The organism is Vibrio sp. ED004 (assembly GCF_023206395.1).
Lineage (GTDB): Bacteria > Pseudomonadota > Gammaproteobacteria > Enterobacterales > Vibrionaceae > Vibrio.
Window position 1 is genome coordinate 719,794 of the sequence record NZ_CP066150.1, and the last position, 20,144, is coordinate 739,937.

At 45.1% G+C, this 20,144-nt stretch carries 10 protein-coding genes; 9 read left to right on the forward strand and 1 reads right to left on the reverse strand.

The features are described from left to right. Nucleotides 1-252 precede the first annotated feature (252 nt). The 8 genes from ITG10_RS20710 to ITG10_RS20745 all read left to right on the forward strand — a co-directional run bounded on the left by ITG10_RS20710 (nt 253) and on the right by ITG10_RS20745 (nt 17,795). A complete protein-coding gene (locus tag ITG10_RS20710; protein ID WP_017630116.1) occupies nt 253-9,429 on the forward strand; it encodes an RTX toxin in 9,177 nt (3,058 codons plus the stop codon). 33 nt (nt 9,430-9,462) lie between these two features. Continuing rightward, nucleotides 9,463-11,622: a type I secretion system permease/ATPase gene (locus tag ITG10_RS20715; RefSeq protein WP_017630117.1), complete on the forward strand. Its 2,160-nt coding sequence runs from the start codon at nt 9,463-9,465 to the stop codon at nt 11,620-11,622. Continuing rightward, entirely contained in the window at nt 11,615-12,940 is a 1,326-nt protein-coding gene (locus tag ITG10_RS20720; protein ID WP_017630118.1) for an HlyD family type I secretion periplasmic adaptor subunit, read from the forward strand. The genes ITG10_RS20715 and ITG10_RS20720 overlap by 8 nt, the downstream gene beginning before the upstream one ends. A 34-nt stretch (nt 12,941-12,974) precedes the next feature. After that, nucleotides 12,975-14,288, forward strand: coding sequence for a TolC family outer membrane protein (locus tag ITG10_RS20725; RefSeq protein ID WP_017630119.1), 1,314 nt, complete (start codon nt 12,975-12,977; stop codon nt 14,286-14,288). Next, nucleotides 14,288-14,926 (forward strand): OmpA family protein, encoded by a 639-nt coding sequence (locus ITG10_RS20730; RefSeq protein ID WP_017630120.1) that lies wholly within the window; start codon nt 14,288-14,290, stop codon nt 14,924-14,926. The genes ITG10_RS20725 and ITG10_RS20730 overlap by 1 nt, the downstream gene beginning before the upstream one ends. After that, the gene (locus ITG10_RS20735) at nt 14,926-15,870 is read left to right on the forward strand and encodes a substrate-binding domain-containing protein (protein WP_017630121.1); all 945 of its coding nucleotides are present in this window, start codon (nt 14,926-14,928) and stop codon (nt 15,868-15,870) included. Before ITG10_RS20730 ends, ITG10_RS20735 begins: the two co-directional genes overlap by 1 nt. 211 nt (nt 15,871-16,081) lie before the next feature. Beyond that, complete coding sequence (locus ITG10_RS20740; protein WP_017630122.1) at nt 16,082-16,669, forward strand: hypothetical protein; 588 nt, start codon at nt 16,082-16,084, stop codon at nt 16,667-16,669. Nucleotides 16,670-16,886: 217 nt separating this feature from the next. After that, nucleotides 16,887-17,795, forward strand: coding sequence for an aldo/keto reductase family oxidoreductase (locus ITG10_RS20745; RefSeq protein WP_017630123.1), 909 nt, complete (start codon nt 16,887-16,889; stop codon nt 17,793-17,795). Between the two features lie 96 nt (nt 17,796-17,891). On the opposite strand, the gene ITG10_RS20750 is transcribed toward ITG10_RS20745, so the two are convergent. Beyond that, nucleotides 17,892-18,566, reverse strand: coding sequence for a prepilin-type N-terminal cleavage/methylation domain-containing protein (locus tag ITG10_RS20750; protein WP_017630124.1), 675 nt, complete (start codon nt 18,564-18,566; stop codon nt 17,892-17,894). A gap of 189 nt (nt 18,567-18,755) precedes the next feature. On the opposite strand from ITG10_RS20750, the gene dbpA reads away from it, so the two are divergent. Further along, nucleotides 18,756-20,135: an ATP-dependent RNA helicase DbpA gene (gene dbpA, locus ITG10_RS20755; RefSeq protein ID WP_017630125.1), complete on the forward strand. Its 1,380-nt coding sequence runs from the start codon at nt 18,756-18,758 to the stop codon at nt 20,133-20,135. Nucleotides 20,136-20,144 lie beyond the last annotated feature (9 nt).

Sequence of the window (20,144 nt, forward strand, 5' to 3'; positions counted from 1 at the left end):
TATTCCTTGAAAATAACGCTTGAATTTCAAGATTATGACACATTCATACGATGTATTTTGTGACATTGCGTATATCGGAATGTAAGTCACAAGATGTCGGTTTACATTACGGCGTATGAGTGATAATTAATGAACTGTTAATGTTTTGTTTTTTGCTAGTATTGTTTAGGGAATGTTCGCTGATTTTTCTCCCCTTTTATTGAGTAAATTGATGTTCTCAATGTCAGCGTTTTTGTAAGGAAGAGGTTTAGGATGGATCCTATTTTATATATCGAAGTTGGTGGCGTTGTATGGCAGGTGCTGGCTGATGGTACTTGGCTTCAAGTGCCCGCATCACAACCCAAAGTTGAAGGTGTGCAAGTTGTGAGCATTGAGCCTCAGAATTTGGACCAAACTCAACCTCTTACTGAGCCGCAAATAGCCGCTGTAGAACAACAGTTGGAAGAGGTGGTGACTCAGCTTGTCAATAATATCGAAAGCGCGCCTCAGCAACAGAACTCTGCCAACGATCAGCCTAGCTCCAGTGCTTCTTTTATTGCTTATGTCCGCTCTACATTAGACGAAACGCTAGCGGAAGCTGGTTTTGACACTCGCCCGACTGAATATTTTGAAGAAGATACAACATCCAACGATGGCGAACTCGATGTATTGTTACCTAGCGCAATATTAACCGTCGATATTTTGGATGGTGGTGACGGTTATGAAAACCAATTCGAAGTACCTGCTGTCACGATTACGGGGACCGCCGTTGATGTTCGAGATGGACGTACGGTTGTTCTGACTATCACAGATGTTAATGGCAACACAGTCACCACGACCGCAATCACAAATGACGAAGCCTATGTCGTCAACGGTGTTGATCTTTCTTCGCTGGCGGAAGGTGACCTTAAGGTTGACGCGATCATCGCCGATGACTTTGGCAATAGCATTACTGCTAACGATTCCACAATCAAAGACACCCTAGCCACAATCGATGTCGATTTTGATGGTTTTGGTGATGAGTTTTATAACCAGTTCGAAATTGCTAACGGAGCGCTAGTCGGCACCGTTGCCAATGTTGAAGATGGTCAGACGATAAGCATTTCCATTACTGATAGCCAAGGCCTCACGCAAGAATACACAACGACCGTATCAGGTGGTACATGGACTCTCACCCTTCAAGACTACTCAAGTTTTGCGGAAGGGGAGCTGACGGTTATTGCTAACACCATAGATGTCGCTGGAAACCCAACCACAGCGACTGACACCATAATCAAAGATACGTTAGCGAGTATTACAGCAAGTGTTGATGATGGCGGCGATGGTGTTCTCAACAGTTTCGAAGTTCAGTCTGCCAAGTTCTTCGGTACCGTCCAAAATGTTGAGAATGGCCAAACGGTCAATATCCGTATTTCAGACAGCACCACCAACGTGCTCGTGCTGACGGCAACGATAGTCAATGGTGCTTGGTCTGTGGAAGGAGTCGATCTAACGAGCTTTGCTGATGGCAGTATTACCGTCGAGGCTGACACTATTGATATCGCAGGTAATCCAGCGACTGCAGTTAATAGTGCAGGGGTCATTGTTATTGATACCGTTTCGCCAGTTATTGATATTGATACGTTAGATGGTTTTAGTATCTTGGCATTTCGTAGTGGCCAACTTACAACCATGCAGGGTACAACCAATGTTGCAGAAGGGCTGCCAGTTTACATTGAAGTAAGCGACGGGGTTCAGACTCTAGTCTTTGAAGGCGTTGTTGATTCTGCGGGTAACTGGCTGGTGGCGAATATTGATATTTCTGCCCTAGATTCGTCTTTGGAATGGACGATTGACGCAAAAGTTTTCAATACAGTCGGCAATGAAGCCATCGATGACATGCCAACGATTATTCTTCCAGAGTCTGTGGTGTTTTCGGAAAACGTCATCGGTATTTTTGGCGATGAAACACAAACATCCGATATTCGCATCGATTTTGCAGACTTCTCGTTTGGTGATGATCAAAGTCTAGCTGAGTCATTAACCTCTCAAGACTTAACGATCACTGTCGCGGTATCGGCTGACAAGCAAAGCCTAGTTGGAACACGAAGCGATGGCCAAATTGTATTTGATGCGGCTATTTCAGGTAGTAACGTAAACATCAACTTTTATAAGGCGATCGACCAAGAGGCCGGTTTAGATTCAATTCAGACCGCGTTGGTCATTGAGGGTTTACAAACGGATGCGGACGGCACCACAGAGCTCGTTATTGGTCATCTGCCTATTGTTATTAAAGATTCGGACCCACTCATTTTTGATGAATCTTATGAAGTTATTGAAGGTGAAGTGGTATCTGGCAATGTACTTAATAACGACATCGATCTTGATACCCTGCTAACTATAAGAAGCGTTGAAGTTGATGGGACGACACAAACAATATCAGGCAGCGCTCCAGTATCATTTACTCTTGATGAAGGTGTTTTAACCGTCTTTGCAAATGGACACTGGACGTTTGTCGCCAACAGAAACTTAGATCACACGGTAGCTCAAAATATCAGTTTCAACTATGTCGCTGGCGATAGCAGTAACGACTTCGGAAATGGCACTGCGGTTATCGATATCTTCGATGGTGATGCGGGATTAGTGGTAGATGGGATAACGACCAGTACGGAAGGTGACGTATCTGATGGAGTCCAAACTGTAGTCGGTCAGTTTACTGTTTCCGCAGGTTCAGACAATCCAGATCCCGCCTCGATTGTATTTAATGCCAATACCCTTGTGCAGCTAGACGCCTTGGGCTTAACGACTGGCGATGAGGAATTTCCTCTAACTTACACGTTAGCCAATGATGGTAAAACGATTACCGCACAAGCAAATGGTGAAACGATATTTACACTAACGTTGAGTGCGGTTGCTAGTGGTATTAATGTTCTAGCAGATGTCACATTAGTTCTAGAGCAGCCTATAAACCACCTGATCAGTAACGATTCTATTACCCTACCACTTATTATTGATGGGGAAGATTTAGATGGTACTACTATAGAGCAGGGGCAGTTTGATTGGATTATCCAGGATGGGGTCGACCCGGTACTAACTTCAACTAGCAATGCTGCTGTGGACGAATCTGATCTTATTAATGGCAGTGTTTCTGATACTGGTCTGTTTAATCTCAACGTCGGGAGTGACTTTGTCGAGTCCGTATTTTTCGATGCTGCAGATCAGCCGCAGTTATTTAGTGGCGGTGTACAGATCATTTATGTGGTCTCTGCGGATGGAAGTGAACTTACTGGCTATGTTGGTTCTGAAAGTGCTGACAATAAAGCATTCACCCTGAGCTTTACCTCTCCTTCAGGTGAGGCGGATACTGATGTTACTTATACCTTTGAACTCTTTAAGGGGCTCGACCAAGATAACATTACAGACGAACTTCCATTCGTTGTTACCGCTAGAGATGATGACAACGATGAAACCAAATTAACCTTGAATGCATCAGTGACTGATGGGGGTGAACCAACGATTGGTTCAGGAACGGTTGAACTGAGTGAAATTCCCGTTGCTGATAGTACTCCATCGGGAGTTGGGTCAACAGCAAACGTGAGCTTAGCCGTTACCGCAGGGAATGACCCTCTGGTTTTCTTAGGTTTGGATGTGACCACGGGCCAAGCTGTTCTTGATAGCGATGGTGTAGCAGTAACCAGCAATGGTGAAGCACTGACTTGGCGTGATAATGGTAATGGTACCTTTGATGCGGTTCTTGGTAATGGCGATGCTGTTTTCAGAATCAAGTTACCAGATAGTTTCAGCCTTGAAGCCAATGATTCAACCAGCGTTGATGTCGTTATTGAGCTGTATCAGTCCATTGATCATGGCTTTGGTTTTAAAGACACCGAGCTGACGATTCCTGCTTCTATCGTCACCATTGATTCCGATGGTTCGAGAGACACGCAAGAGTCTGATATAAAAATCTATGACGGTAAAGATCCTGAAATTTCGGTGACTGGAAGCATCTCAGTTGATGAGGATGGTTTGCTAGGAGATTGTCAGCAAGTTGGAGTTGAAGATAGCAGTCCTTCTTTGGGTATTATTGAAGGCTCTGATGATGTTGTTTCTGTCACGGTCAACACCGCTGCTTTTGATTCACTTGGCTACACCAGTGCCGGTAAGGCGATATCCCTTCAAGCTGTTGATTCTGATGGTTGGTATTACGGCCAAGATACTGATGGCAATAACGTATTTAGAATTCGCTTTAATAATGATGGGACCACTGAGTTTGATCTCTATGCACCACTAGATCACGAATATGGAAATAATGGTGAGAACGAGTTAGATCTGAATTTTGAGTTAGTGGTTAACGATGCGGATGGAGACAGCTCAGATCCTGCTACTTATTCCGTCAACGTAAAAGATGATGTGCCGACTGCTCGAGATGGTTCTATTGAAATAGTTGAGGGTGATAACCTTACTGGGCAATTCTTAACCGAAGAATTTGCAGGCGCCGATGGTGCAGAAATAATTAGCTTCACTTATCGTAATGTCACTTATACGTTTGATAATGCAGGCACGCCAATCACGATCGACCTGATTAATGATTATGACAATGGGTCAATTTACGGTCAGTTTACGCTTTCACCTGATGGTAGCTACCAGCTAACGACGAACCCGAATGTAACGACTGACCCTGCCGATCCCAAAATCGTCGATGACATTGACTATTTGGTGCGAGATGCCGATGGCGATGAAGTTATTAGTAACGCTGAGCTTTTGTTGGACGATAACGAAGGCTTTATTCGTTATGAAGATTCTGAAACCACAGAAGATAACGACGCGATTATTGTCGTCAGTGTCTCAACAGGAGATATAGACCAAAGCGAAACCGTTACGGCTATCGAGTTCTCAGAAACATCGTTAAACGGTGGTAGCTTGTATCTTGATGGGGTATTGCTTCAAGTTGTCGACGGCAAGGTTACCCTATCTGGAAGCCAGCTGACGATGATTGATAGTCAGTTTACGGGGCCGAACGGGCAGTTAACCTATCGCCCTGCGCTTCATGAATCGAATACTACGTCGACGGTTATTTTGGCAATCAATGCCATCATTAGTACCGACACGGTACCAAAAGAGCTTACCGCTGATATTGCTGTTTCCGTCTTACCCGTGGCTGATGCACCGGATTGGTCTGATTCGGTCTTTACTTATCAATCTGTGGAAGATGACGCCGACCCTATCAAGCTCGATATTACCGCTCAACTCGTTGACCAAGATTCGTCGGAAACATTGACTTATACGATAAGTGGAATTCCAGATGGTCTGAATATCACCTTGAACGGAAATGCCGTTAAAGAAGGTAAGGAGTACACTCAGAATCAAATCGACAAAATGGAAATCAGAGCCGATGAAAACTTAGCGGGTCGATTTGAATTTGAAATTACTGCAATTGCCACTGAATCCGGAAACTCCTTCGCTGATCCTGCCGATAAAACGGCTGATAATGTTCATACTGTCATCGTAGAGATCTCTCCTGATGCGGATAAACCAACTCTATCTGTCAAAGATTACAAAGGTCTTGAAGATGAAAACATCTTCTTAAAGAACGTAATCAATGGTGCGTTGACTGATACCGATGGTTCTGAATCGTTGAGTTATCAAATTGAAGTACAAGACGGCTGGGCGATTCAAGGTGGATTGTTTGACCTAATTGGTCCTAATACTTATCTCGTTTCTGCTGAAGCGATAGAGAACGGCACCGCTTATTTAATACCAAAAGAAGACATCAGCTCTTTTACAGAAGACCTATTCATTAACGTGACTGCCGTTTCTTATGAATCGACCATTGACTCATTAGCCCCTGTTAATGTGACTGCGCTTAGCGACACTAAAACCATTAATATTTTCCTCAAAGGTGTGGTGGATGAGCCTGTTGTCGTGGACGGAGGTAATGCACACTGGGAGTATGATAGCGATACCAAAGTCATCAGCAATCAATCTGTTCTCAATGAAGATGGTTTGATTCGACTCGACTTTGTTGTTCAAACCTCAGATGACGATGTTTCAGAAGAGATCAACATACTTCTGACCAACATCCCTGAAGGCACTTTGCTGGTGGATGCATTAGGTGAACCAGTGTCGCTGACGATTGCTTATATCGATGATGTTACTGGCGCAGTATTCCAAGTCTCTAATGCACAATTGAATGATTTGTATCTCAAGCCAGTTGCTGATTTCAGTGGCGAACTGGAACTTACCGTTATCGCTATCTCAACTGAACCCGATGGTGATTCGGGCGAATTCCCGATGACCTTAAAGGTGGAGTTAGCACCTGTTGTCGATCAAGAAGATGGCCAAACGGTGAGCACGCAAGGTATTGAAGACAGCCAAATTGGATTGAACCTTGAGCCATCTGTGAATCAAGATGTCGATGGCAGCGAGTCTTTAACTGGGTATGTGATTGATAGCCTTCCTGCTGATCTGACTCTCTATTTCGATAGCAGTGTGATTGCCGTTCCTGCTTCAGGTTTGGATTTAGAAACCCTATTGGATAGCACGACGCCAACATTATCGGAGCTTTTAAACAGCGGCAGATTGTCGGTAACGGCAACGGAAGATTTGAGCGGCACGTTCTCAATCCCAATTACTTATGAAGTTACTGATACATCGCCAACGGGCGCGACTGACGTAGAAGATATCTCGGGATCCATTAGTGTTACCGTTGATGCGAGGGTCGAGTTAGATACACGTTTAGAAAGTTCGGGGCAGTTATACACCAGTGATGACGGTTCTCCGGTCAACGTGTCAGATGCGGTTACTTTTGTTGACGCAGATATGGATGGCTCTGAGTACTTAGATTATATCTTGATCGATGTACCTGATGGTTATTCTTTGATTATCGACCACCCTAACGGAGCCGCTCAAGATATTTCAGGAAACTGGATTATCTCGGCGAACGGCCTAACGAGTGATTCTATCCAAGAGTTGGCGCAAGAAATCCTGAGCGGAATGACGATCTCCAGCCCAAGTGACACCCCTGTGTTAGATATTGTGGTTCGTGCTCGGGTTATTGATGGTGAAGATTCGAAATATATTGATACCTCATTCCAAATTCAGATTACAGGTCATGACGGCGGGGGCGGTTCTTGTGACCCAGTTGGTCCACCAAGTCCAATCCAACCAGATGGTGATATTAAAATGCCAGAAGGTGAAGATATCGATCTAACGGGTTTATTAAATACTGATGTTGCTAGTGACCCAGACAACACCATCTCTTTCTATATTCCGGCCGATTCTCTGCCTGAAGGCGTTGAGATTTCAGGTGATGGTGTTATTGCAGAATATGATGCAGCTGGCGAAGTCGTCGGTTATTCGATTACGGCTGATGGTCTATCGAAGTTAACGCTAACTGGGTTAGATGAAGACTTTGCAGGGTGCATTGATTTTACTATAGAGACGGTCGAAACCTCACCGTGTAATGGTGACACAGTCACGACAAATCAAACGATCAGCATTCAAGTGCTGCCTGTTGTCGATGACATTACGGTTGCAACGGATTCGACAACAATCCAAGAAGACATCACTACGGATCTTAATCTTGAGCTTGTTCTTGGAGATAGCGTTGAGGAAGGACAGTTAATCACGGGTGAAGGCAACAGCGCTACTGGTAAAGAGACCGTTAACTCTCTGACCATCACAGTATCAAATGGTGTGACACTGTCGGAAAGCCCTGCTGATACTGGCTTGTTGGTTGATAACGGCAATGGTACCTGGACGGTAACCGATCCGAGCCGATTGAGTGATGTGTTGGTGACACCACCAGAACACTACAGCGGTGAAATTACTTTGACGGTAACGGCCAATATTACCGATAAAGCGGATTGCGTGACTGAAACGGATACACAAGATAAAACGGCCGTAGTGACGATCACCGTTGAACCTGTCGCTGACGCGGCAAACTTGGTAACACAAGACATTGTCGGTGATGAAGACAACTATATTTCATTGTCTTCACTTAGCGCAGAGCTGATTGACCAAGACGGCTCTGAAAATATGTCTTTGGCATTGAAAGGTGTACCTGAAGGCGCAATTGTCGCGATAAAAGTGGGCGATGGTTACGAATTGGTACCGAATAATGGCGTCGATGGCGGTACCTTTGATGGTAATCCAACTTATGAGTGGCAGCTGGATCCGAGCCAGCTCGCCGATCTCGTTATCATGCCGCCACGGGATTTCAGTGGTGACATGAATCTTGTTCTTGAGGCGATTACCCAAGAAATCGGCACCACAGAAATTCGTTATACCGAATCTGAATTTTCGGTTGGTGTGAACCCTATTGGTGACAAGGTTGAGTTCTTTGATTTACCTGAACAACTGACGGGCAGTGAAGATGAAGGCATTGTTATTCCGCTTGATGCGAATAGCTTTGAGACGAATAGTGATGAATTCTTGTCAATTACGGTAACGGTAAATGGGACTTCGGACCCATCAGGGTTAGTTGGGCTAGACCGAATTCGAATTGGCTCTGAAACCAGTTCTTTCACCAATGTTGGTGGCATCATACAGGCGACATTGGTGAAAGCAAGCTCTGTCGATGAGCTCGAGTTCTTTGCAGGCGATGCGTTTGGCAATCTCGATATTACGATTACAGGCCGAACGGTCGACCAAAACACTGTACTTGGTGAGTTAGTGGTCGACACGGGTGACCCAAGCTCGCAAGACATGACGCTTATTATCACACCAGAACCTGATGCTCCGTTACTGAGCGTTGAATACCCATCGATAGTCGCGGAAGCGAGTGACACGATTCCTCTAGGCTTAGATCTATCTTTGGTTAACCCAGCGGATTCAGAAGAGGGTTTTATCACCATCTATGACATACCTGCAGGTTTGACCTTCTCACATGGTTCGATGGTCGGCGGACAGTACGTGGTTGACCTGGCAGATGTGCCTAACCTAGCGATAACAGGGGGCTACAACAGTGGTGATCAATTTGAGCTAACGATTGAGCCGTCGGCAGAGATAGGCAACAACCAAGCGGTAGGTTTGCCTCAAACAGTATTGGTTGAATTTGTCGCTGAAGGAGACTCTACGATTACCGCAACAGAGGATAACGATCTGCTGATTGGTGGCACAGGCTCGGATAGCTTTGTATTTGAATCGTCTGGTTTAGGGAGTGCAGAGGCCCCAAGCTACGATGTGGTTCAAGATTTTGATGCGTCTCCAAATACGGATGCAATTGACCTATCAGGTATTCTAGGCAGCCTTGGACTGAATACCGGAGTAGGGGCAACACAATACCTAGATCTAGAAGAATCTGGAGAAGGCGTGACCATTTCAATCAAACCGAATGGCGATGAAGACGTTCAACAAAACATCTTACTTGCCGATGTCACGTACGACGATCTGTATCAAGGTAACAGCAGCAGTGCATTAGAAGCACAAATTTTGCAAAAAATGATAGAAGACAATAATTTAACGCTGTAAGTTAGATGTACAGTCTATAAAAGGAAGTTTAGATTGGTAGAACAAAAAGACAGCTGGCTAGATTGTGTTGAGTGGCTGTGTGAGCATTTTAATGTTCGCAGCCACCCTTCCAAAATAGTGTCTGGCCTACCTTTAGATGAAGGCCGGCTCAATGAATCCCTTTTTCCAAGAGCGATTGAGAAGTCGGGGTTAACGCTGAGCCACGTTAAGAAAGAATTACTGACTCAATGTCAGTTCCCTGTTGTTGCCATTAATTCTGCGACAGGGACTCCTCTTGTCGTAACCCAAAGTTCCGGTGGCGACTTTCATGTATTGGATTGCGAAACCAATTCAAGCCAACAAACCCTCTTAAAAGACTTGGTTACTCAAGTGGAACCGTATGTGTGGCAAGTGGGTGCTCAAGCGCTTGATGATGCCCGTGTTCAATCCCATGAACGTAGTGACAGTAAATCCAATACTCGTTGGTTATGGCGTGTCGTCAAAGAAGTGAAGCCTTGGTATCGAGACCTGTTTATCGCTTCATTCTTGATCAATTTACTCGCGTTAGTTGTACCTCTGTTTACCATGAACGTGTACGACCGCGTGGTGCCAAACCAAGCGTTTAATACCTTGTGGGTGTTGGCGGCAGGCGTTGGTATTGTCGTTATTTTTGATTGGGTTTTGAGAAGTTCACGAAGCTCTGTGACTGACATGGCTGGGCGCTATATTGATAACAAGTTGTCTTCTCAACTGTTCTCTAAAGTACTCGGTATGAAGTTGGAAAATCGACCTCAATCGGTAGGTGCATTTGCCAGACAACTTCAAGATTTCGACAGCGTTAAAGATTTCTTCACTTCCATATCTTTGGTCACGTTAGTCGACTTACCATTCACCTTGTTGTTCCTTTTCCTTATCGGTTGGCTTGGTGGTGCGATGATGTTCATCCCAGTTGCAATCATGTTGGTGTTGATTGTGTTGAGCATAGCGATGAAAGGCAAAGTCGAGAAAACATTCGACGAAACCGCACGGTTATCAACACAAAGACAAGCGCAGCTGTTTGATTGTTTAACAACGCTTCCGGACATCAAGCAAAACAACGCGGAAGGTATTACTCAAAAGCGTTGGGAGCAGACTATTTCATCGCTCTCTCAATGGCAGACTCAATCTCGCCACTATTCGAATATCGTGACGCATTCCATCCAGTCGAGTCAGCAGATTGTTACCATCACGCTGATCATCTTCGGCGTTTATCAGATCTCTGAAGGCTTATTGAGCATGGGGGGCTTGATAGCTGTGGTGATGTTGAGTGGACGCGCTGCAAGCTCGGTGAACCAACTTTCTCTTTTAATGCTGAGATTCCAACAAACACGGTCGGCCGTCGAAGGCCTGAATCAAATCATGGAGCTACCTCAAGAAGAGTCTAAACACCAAGTGATCGATAAGGGGGACTTTGATGGCGGGGTTAGGTTGGATGAAGTCACGTTTACTTATCCAGAGACTCAAAGCCCAGCGCTAAAGGAAATCTCTCTTGAGATAAAACCGGGTGAACGAGTTGGCCTTGTGGGCGCGGCTGGCGCGGGAAAAACAACCCTACTATCGATTGTTGCTCGTCAGTATTTACCCACAACAGGCCAAGCTTTCTATCAAGAAATCGATGGGCAATTATGGCCAACCAGTGTGCTACGCAGTGGCATGGGCTGGGTAGGACAAACCACCAACCTTATCTTCGGCAGTGTTTACGACAACGTTACGCTTGGAGCGACTAATGTTGATGAAGAGAAGCTAAGACAAGCGCTACAACAGTCGGGTTTGAATGGCTATATGGGGCGCTTAAGCAATGGCTTAGAAACGCCAGTTGGTGAAGGTGGCCGATTGCTTTCAGGAGGCCAACGCCAAGCTGTGGCTATCGCAAGGGCGCTTTATCGTTGTCCAAAACTATTGATCATGGATGAGCCGACCAGCGCACTTGATAATCAAGCTGAGATACAGTTCTTCAATGCACTACAGAGTATGCCGAGAGAAACGTCCATGCTGATCAGTTCGCACAAATCTTCGTTCTTGATGATGTGTGACCGAGTGATTGTGTTGGATAAAGGTCAGATCGTGGCTGAGGGTGAGCCAAAAGATATCCTCTCTCTACAGAAGAAAAGCGCTCCGAAAGGAACAAGTCGCTTTAAGACGGTTTCAGTGGTGAAGGGAGGTCGTCATGAGTAATGATATTCAGTGGACCAACAATCACTTGGCGTTCCGCTCTCGCAAGCTGATCTGGTTAAGTGCGCTATTGATTGTGTCTATCATCGGTTGGGCGACATGGGCAACATTAGAAGAAGTGGTGATCGGTGAAGGCAAAGTTGTGCCGAGCCTTTCAGTTCAAACCATTCAGAGTTTAGAAGGCGGTCTTGTCCAAGAAATCATGGTGCGACAAGGCCAATCAGTGGTGAAAGGACAGCCTCTGGCTAAGCTGGAAGACACGCGTTTTAAAGCCGCGTTTTTAGAGTCGGCCCAACAAGCGGATACCTTACTTGCTCAACAATTAAGATTAAAGGCTGAACTGTCGACGGTTGTTTTAAACAACGATGCGAAAGAGTGGTATGAGCGAGTGGTCTTGGTGCCACAAGATATTACTGTTGATGTATCAAGCCACCCCGCGTTAATGAACGCAAAAGCGAACTACCGAGAGCGTTTAGGTCAGTTGAAATCGGAACTCGAAGAGGCGGCACTTCGTATTGAGCAACAAGACCAAGCGCGTGTTGATACGCTGAATAATATCCAGACCTTAGAAAGTAGTCTCGATATCGTTATTCGTGAGCGCAACATGCTCAAAGACGTGGTCGCGAGCGGCGCAGTTGCTGAGGTTGAACTGCTGAAGCTTAATCGTGATGTGGTGAAGCTTAAAGGTGATATTGCCAGTTCAAAAGTAGCGGCTCAAAAACAGATAGCCGCCTACTCAGAATCGATAGCGGATCATCGCAGTATCGCACTCGATTTTCGTGCCAAGGTACAAGGTCAATTGAATGAAGTGACCAGTAAAATCGCGCAATTGAACGAAAGCCAACAGGCGATTGCCGACCAGTTGAAACGAACTGAAATCTTAGCGCCTGTCGATGGCACGGTGAAAGAGATATTTGTACGTACTATTGGCGGTGTAGTAAGGCCGGGTGAGCCGATTATTGAGCTGATTCCGTCGAACAGTCAGTTGATTGTGGAAGCCAGAATATCGCCACAGGATATCGCCTTCGTACATAAAGGTTTGGGCGCCACGATTAAATTCACGGCTTATGATTTTGTCATATATGGCGGGCTTAAAGGCGAGGTGACTTATGTCAGTGCTGACGCCTTGCAAACGGAAGATGGCAACGCCTATTACCGTGCCCATATTCAGTTAAACGAAGACCAGCAACAAAACTCTGCCTTTAGCATTATCCCAGGGATGCAAGTCGCGGTTGATATCTTGACCGGCGAAAAAACAGTATTGAGTTATTGGTTAAAACCTATTTTACGAGCTAAGGAAAACTCACTTCGCGAACGATGAAGTGGGTTAAAGCATAAATATAAAAGGAAGTGTAATGCATTCAAAATTCTTACTCTCTTCTTGCTTACTGATGAGTGGACTGTCTCAAGCAGCCTCATTAGAAGAGTCCGTGGCCTTTGCCATAGACTATAGCCCAGAGATATTGGCGCAGTACTCCCGATACCAATCGGTTGTCAGAGACGGAGATGCTGCAAGTGGTTTGTATATGCCACAAGTCAATTTGTACGCGGCAGCAGGTTATGAAGAGACGCGCTATAACAGCGGTAGTAAACTCGACACTGATGACCGTGGGCTAACGCGAACAGAAGTTGGCGTTAAGGTTTCTCAGTTACTATTCGACGGTTTTAAAACGACCTCGAATGTCGACCGACTAACGTTCGAAGCTGAAGCCGAACGATTAACCCTGATTTCACGCGCTGAAAATGTCTCGTTAGATGTGGTGAGAAACTATCTCGATATTCTTAAGGCAGAGACGTTACTTGAACTGTCTAAACGTAACGTAAAAGAACACCAAGAGATCTATCAAGATATCCAAGACAAGAAGAGCAAAGGTTTGAGCAGTAACTCGGATCTGGCTCAAATCTCTGCTCGTGTTGCGACGGCGCAATCTTCATTGATAGCTGCTCAGAATAACCTGTTTGATTTGCAAACTCAGTACCTACGTTTAGTGGGCAAGCCTGCTGTGAACTTGGTTTATCCCCGTTTTGATTACGCTCTATTACCAAGCTCAGCACAGGTCGCACTTGAACAAGCTGTCGAGAATCACCCAGAAATCAAAGCCTCCTTGCTTGATATCGACGCAGCTCGTAAAGAGATGCGTAGAGAGAAAGGCGATTACTATCCAGAAGTAAAACTGGAACTTCATGCCAACAAAAATGACAACGTGTCTAACCCACCGGGCGGTGTTGATGAAGACGCGAGAATCATGCTGACCATGGATTATGATCTGTTTAACGGCTTCTCTACCGACTCTCGTGTCGAATCGTCAGCGTGGCGTGTCGAAGAGGCAAGAGCAATTCGCGTGAGAACCGAGCGTGAAGTGAAAGAGGGTACCCAGCTTGCTTGGAACGCTTACAAGATGCTTGAACAACAAAAGTCTCTACTTCAACAGAACGTAGATGCGGCCAAAATTGCAGAACTGGGTTACATCCAACAATTTAATGTAGGCAGACGAAGCCTATTAGATGTGTTGGATGCAAAAGTGGAAGTGTTCCTGGCTCGAAGAAACTTCATCAGCACAGAATACGACCAAACGTTAGCGGCATACCGCGTACTGAACGCGATGGGCATGTTGACCTACGCATTAAGGGTTGAACACCCAGAAGAGTGGCAAGGGGAGAACAAGTAATGAGATATTTTAAACTAGCGCTACTTAGTTCTATCTTGCTAATGGGTTGTGCAGAAACGCCCGACACGACAATGACTCGCCATCAAATTGATGATCTAGCGGATGACGACCGTGACGGAGTCATTAACCAACGCGATCTTTGTGCCGATACTCCAGAAGGCGTGACGGTAGATATTAAAGGCTGTGCCAATTGGAAAATCGTCGAAGATGTTGAAGTGTTAAGCGTGGCATTTGATTTCGATAAGTATGACCTTAAATCTGATCATACCGCTGTACTAAATGAATTGGTGCGTTTACTAGGAGAGCAGCCTGATGCTTCGGTTACCTTGGTCGGAGATACCAGTGCTGAAGGTACAAACGTGTATAACAAAGCATTGGCCAAGAAAAGAACGGGCGTGATTCGAGATGCATTGATTGATAGAGGCATCAATGGTGAGCGAATCTTCGAACAAGAGTTTACTCAAATAACCAGCTTAACTCAGCATCTTCACAAGCGTAAGCGCAGAACGATTGCGGTGATTAAGACAGAAAGCATGGAAGTGAACCCATCTTGGAATATCTTCACTTCAGAGATGCAGCTCGACAGTAACAGCGATGTTGAATCTAAGACATCGATTGATCCAGTAGGAGGCCAGTAATGAAACGTCTATCGAATAAATCGGGCTTACTGCTTGCTGCTGTACCTATGTTGTTCTCTGCAGCGACGCTTGCGAATGATGCCAGTGAAATGGGCTTGGTCGCGATTGAGCCGAATATGCAGGGCCTTGTTGAAGACTTACTTAAGAGCCAAGAGATCGACCTAGAGATCTTGTTGAGTGACAGCGTACCAGAGCAGATGATCATGCAACGCTCACGTGTTGGTATTACTTCCAAAAAGTGGACTGACAAAGAGATGGCTAGGTTCGACATGCGCTACGGCTATAGACCGACAGAGCTAATGTTTACCGCTGACGTGATTGCGATTCTAGCGAATGAGAATAACCCAGCAACATCCATCAGTGTCGCTGAACTTATCGATGTGTTTGGTTGCTCTAATGACCCTAAACATCCCAAATGGTCACCAAGCAGTGATATCCGTAATGGTGAAAGCCTAGATACTCATATGCTGCCCTTCGCCATTGATCATAACCTTAAGGGGCATACCACCTTTTCAAGTTGGGTCGAGTGTGGAACGGAGGGAGAATATGCCCATACTCAATTCTTAGCGGATCTGCCTGACTTGATTAACAAGATTGAAGACGAGGATGCCGCCATTGGTTATACCGTCTACTCAGATCAAATCTCGGATGTGAAATGGCTGAGTGTGGTTGATAATCTAGGTGTGAACTACGACTTAAACAAAGAGACGATCCTCTCTGGTCGTTACCCATTAGCCACGGTTTATTACATGTACCTGAATATTCCAGCGCATCGTAAAGGGTTTACTGAGCAAGAGAAGTTCTTTGTTGGGCTTACTTTGTCGGAAGAGCATCAAAGCGTGTTGAATCAATACGGCTTCATCAGTTTGCCGCCAGAAGCCATTCAACGTAATAAAGTAAGACTATCGCTTGAAGAGCCAGCAATAGAAGGTGGCTATAAATAATTGATATGATGTGTTTTATGTGAGTCATCGGAATGGTATTGTTAGTTCCGTAATGGTTCTCAACGTGACGGATTACGTTATTCGGCGATAGAATTTATCTAGCGGGCATGTATGCCCGTTTTTTTTCGCCTGAAATTTGTGGTTCAGGGGTTTGTTTACTGATCGGTCGCGTATAATGGACGGTTCTTATCGCGCAAAATAAGCACAATCAATGAGAACTTTTCCTGTCTTAATCTTACCTTTGCTACTGGTTTTGAATGCCATAGCATTCTCCGCACAAGCAACCGAAAGCTGGTGGCTGCGAACTGTGTTCAATACGAGTTCAGCTCAGCCAAGTTCTCAAAACTATATCAACGATATCGATCTCATGGATTGTGGTGACATAGAAGGCACTCTGCTTTGTAGCGACCAAACCAAATATTACGATCTGGATGTTTATGTTGAACTGGAGCTAGGTGAATCAAGCATTGAAGTGGTTCGCTTAAGCTTGCCGTATTCAAACTTAAGTTATACCAAGCTTCAGGCTTACCTTCGCCAAGATGGCTTTGCTCTCAGTTCAATTCGTATTGGGGAAGATGGGTTCGATGTCGTCACTCAACTTGAACATGCAAAACGCGAGGGCGTTGGTTTTGATGAGGTAGATAAGCAGCTCGTTGAATTTATTAATGCGCCACACCATTCATCCGATCAAGTGAGTTTATGGGACGTTCCTAACTCATCGTCTGCTAGTTCGCCTTCTCCTTGGGTTCAGTTACAGAGTGATGGTGATAACTTAACGGTTGAACTAAATCGCTTTTAATTGCTCAAATTTATAGATGCTTTCGTAATTCATTAGAGAGAACAAGCCTTTTGGAATAACGGTTCACGGGTAGACAGCAAGTTATTATTCATTTAAGTGTTCGTTTTTCTGTGGCTCTCACATTTTTGGCAAGCGTTTACTTTTGCCATTTGTTATACGTTGAGCCTTCGGTAAAACGAGCTTAGGATACGTTCAGTATTGATAAAGGAGACAACCCATGGTTGCAAGAGTAACGACAGCGCCACAAGGCCCAGAACTTTCTGAGTTGGTGCAAGGATACTGGCGTACAGCAGAATGGGGTATGACCCCGCAACAACGCCTGACTTTCCTTAAGCAGCACATTGATCTTGGTATCACAACTGTTGATCACGCGGATATTTACGGTAACTACCAATGTGAAAAGTTGTTTGGTGAAGCATTAGCGCTTGAGCCAAGTCTTCGTGATGATATTCAAATCGTCACCAAGTGCGATATCAACTTGTGTGGTGACCACACTCCTGATCGTAAGATCAATCACTATGACACCAGCGCGCACCACATTTACCAATCAGTGAATAACTCACTAGAGCGCTTAGGTGTTAACGATGTCGACGTATTGCTGATTCATCGCCCAGACGTACTGATGGATGCAGATGAAGTAGCTGAAGCGTTCGCAGAGCTGCATAAGGTCGGTAAAGTTAAGCACTTTGGTGTTTCTAACTTTTCACCGCGTCAGTTCGAACTGCTTCAATCTCGCCTTGGTAAGCCATTAGTAACCAACCAAGTTGAAATTAACCCACTGAACTTCGAAGTTGCCCATGACGGTACTTTAGATCAACTGCAGATGAACCGCATTCGCCCAATGGCGTGGTCTTGCCTTGGTGGCGGTAGCATCTTCAGTGGTGATTCAGCACAAGCGGTTCGTGTTCGTGATGAACTCGAAGCGATTCGCAAAGAAGTGGGTGCAGACAGCATTGATCAAGTGATTTACGCCTGGGTTCGTCGTTTACCGTCTAATCCAATTGCGATTATTGGTTCAGGTAAGATTGAACGTGTGAAGACTGCCGTTGATTCACTGAAAATTGAACTGACTCGCGAGCAATGGTACCGCGTATGGGTAGCATCTAAAGGTCACGGTGTGCCATAGAAAGCAATTCGTATTGAAGTAAAAGCCAGCTAAGAAAGCTGGCTTTTTTGTTTTGAGGTGAGTCTATTTTTTGAAGAGTAGCGAGTTATCAGACAGTTATTCGTTGTATGGCGGGGGAGTCGCTACCGAGTATTCTTGAAGCTCATTAGCCCAACTAAATCCGTTCGATAGGTTCTTTGTCCCCGAGACCATAGTTCCATCAACTGCATTGTAAAGTAGATAAGGTGCATTGCTTAAGTCACCTTCAATGTTGTAGTAGTGGCAGTATGAAAAGTATTTCGATCTTTGATGGATATACACTTGATAACCAGCATCACGAGCAGCTATCAACTCACTTTCTTTAACCGTTTCCCCATTTTTCCAACCACCATTACCAAAATTGATATCTTCGAAGTGATCACTGTTGACGACATCTTGGAATAGCTCGTAACAACCTCTCGCATTGTTAATGTCTCTACGAACGCCTGCGTTGCTATTGCGAACTGGGTAACAGCTTCCTGAAAAGTTAGAATAGATACCATCAATATTGAAATCTGATGTGTTTTGTCCTTGAAGCTCAGTGACATCTCCGCCTCGCGCTAAACAAGCTCCTTGATAGATCTCTGCTCCTGCACGGAAGTTGTCAAACAGTGCTCGGCTAGTCGCTTCTCTAGCGTCATCAGCAATAGATAAAAAACGTGGTGCCGTAACGAGAGCGATAACGGCGAGTATGACAATGACAACGATCAGCTCTAATAGTGTGAAGCCTTTGTGCCACGAAGTTTTTTTCATACTGATGAATCCTAAGGAGTTTACGAGTTTCTAACTATTTTATAGTATCCCGTATTTTATTATTAATTAACACTGTTAATTGATAAATATTTGTTATGGTTGTTTGTTTCTTCAAAACTGTGATTAAGGTGGAATAATTTTCAAAAACACTCATAATGCACTCTGTTTTTCACCAGTTGGATATTTCCATTGAGCACTTCAAAATTCTCTTCAATCGCCCTTAAACCAGAGCTTCTAAATACGTTAGATTCTCTTGGTTATACTGAAATGACGCCGATCCAAGCGTTAAGTCTTCCTACTATCCTAAATGGCAAGGACGTTATCGGTCAGGGTAAAACGGGTTCAGGTAAAACAGCTGCTTTTGGTTTAGGCGTGCTGCAGAACCTACGCGTTAAGCGTTTCCGTGTTCAATCTTTAGTGTTATGTCCGACTCGTGAGCTTGCAGACCAAGTAGCAAAAGAGATCCGTACTCTTGCTCGTGGTATTCACAACATTAAAGTGCTGACACTATGTGGCGGTATGCCTATGGGCCCACAGATTGGTTCACTAGAGCATGGCGCACACATTCTTGTGGGTACTCCTGGCCGTATCCTTGACCACCTAGAGAAAGGCCGCATTGACCTGTCTGAGCTGAACACACTTGTGTTAGATGAAGCGGATCGCATGCTAGAGATGGGTTTCCAAGACGCTTTGGACGCAGTGATTGAAGCGGCGCCAAAAGAGCGCCAAACTTTGCTATTCAGTGCCACTTTCCCTAAACAGATCAAATCTGTTGCAGACCGCATTATGCGTAACCCAGAAATGGTGAAGGTTGAATCAACGCACGATCACTCAAGCATCCAGCAACACTTCTACAAGCTAGAAGGTTCTGAAGCTCGTGATGACGCTCTAGAGTTGCTGCTACTTCATCACCAACCGGAATCTGCAGTTGTGTTCTGTAACACGAAGAAAGAAGTACAGAACGTAAACGATGAGCTAAGCCACCGTGGTTTCAGCGTTATCGAACTTCATGGCGACATGGAGCAGCGTGAACGTGACCAAGCTTTGGTTCAGTTCTCAAACAAAACGATCTCGATTCTAGTCGCGACAGACGTTGCGGCCCGTGGCCTTGATGTTGATAACCTAGACGCTGTATTCAACTTTGAATTGTCTCGCGACCCTGAAGTTCACGTACACCGTATTGGTCGTACTGGCCGTGCAGGAAGCAAAGGCGTCGCTATCAGCTTCTTTAGCGAGAAAGAGGTGTACCGTGTTGCTCAAATTGATGAGTACATGGATATGCCGATTGAGCCATCTGAGCTTCCAGCAAAACCTATTGCTAAGCCGTACTACTCAAACATGGTAACCATTCAGATTGATGGTGGTAAGAAAGCTAAGCTTCGTGCAGGCGATATTCTTGGTGCATTGACTGGTCAAGGTGGTATTGATGGTAAATCAGTAGGTAAGATCAACTTGTTCGCAATGCGCGCGTACGTTGCTGTAGAACGCTCTGTCGCTAAGAAAGCACTGAACAAGATCGAATCAGGTAAAATGAAGGGTCGTCAATTCCGCGCCCGAATCCTGAAGTAATTCGAGACT

Coding starts and splice junctions, on each gene's coding strand:
- ITG10_RS20730 (WP_017630120.1), top strand. CDS start 14,288: ATGAGATATTTTAAACTAGCGCTACTTAGTTCTATCTTGCTAATGGGT.
- ITG10_RS20745 (WP_017630123.1), top strand. CDS start 16,887: ATGGTTGCAAGAGTAACGACAGCGCCACAAGGCCCAGAACTTTCTGAG.
- ITG10_RS20720 (WP_017630118.1), top strand. CDS start 11,615: ATGAGTAATGATATTCAGTGGACCAACAATCACTTGGCGTTCCGCTCT.
- ITG10_RS20735 (WP_017630121.1), top strand. CDS start 14,926: ATGAAACGTCTATCGAATAAATCGGGCTTACTGCTTGCTGCTGTACCT.
- ITG10_RS20725 (WP_017630119.1), top strand. CDS start 12,975: ATGCATTCAAAATTCTTACTCTCTTCTTGCTTACTGATGAGTGGACTG.
- ITG10_RS20750 (WP_017630124.1), bottom strand. CDS start 18,566: ATGAAAAAAACTTCGTGGCACAAAGGCTTCACACTATTAGAGCTGATC.
- ITG10_RS20710 (WP_017630116.1), top strand. CDS start 253: ATGGATCCTATTTTATATATCGAAGTTGGTGGCGTTGTATGGCAGGTG.
- ITG10_RS20740 (WP_017630122.1), top strand. CDS start 16,082: ATGAGAACTTTTCCTGTCTTAATCTTACCTTTGCTACTGGTTTTGAAT.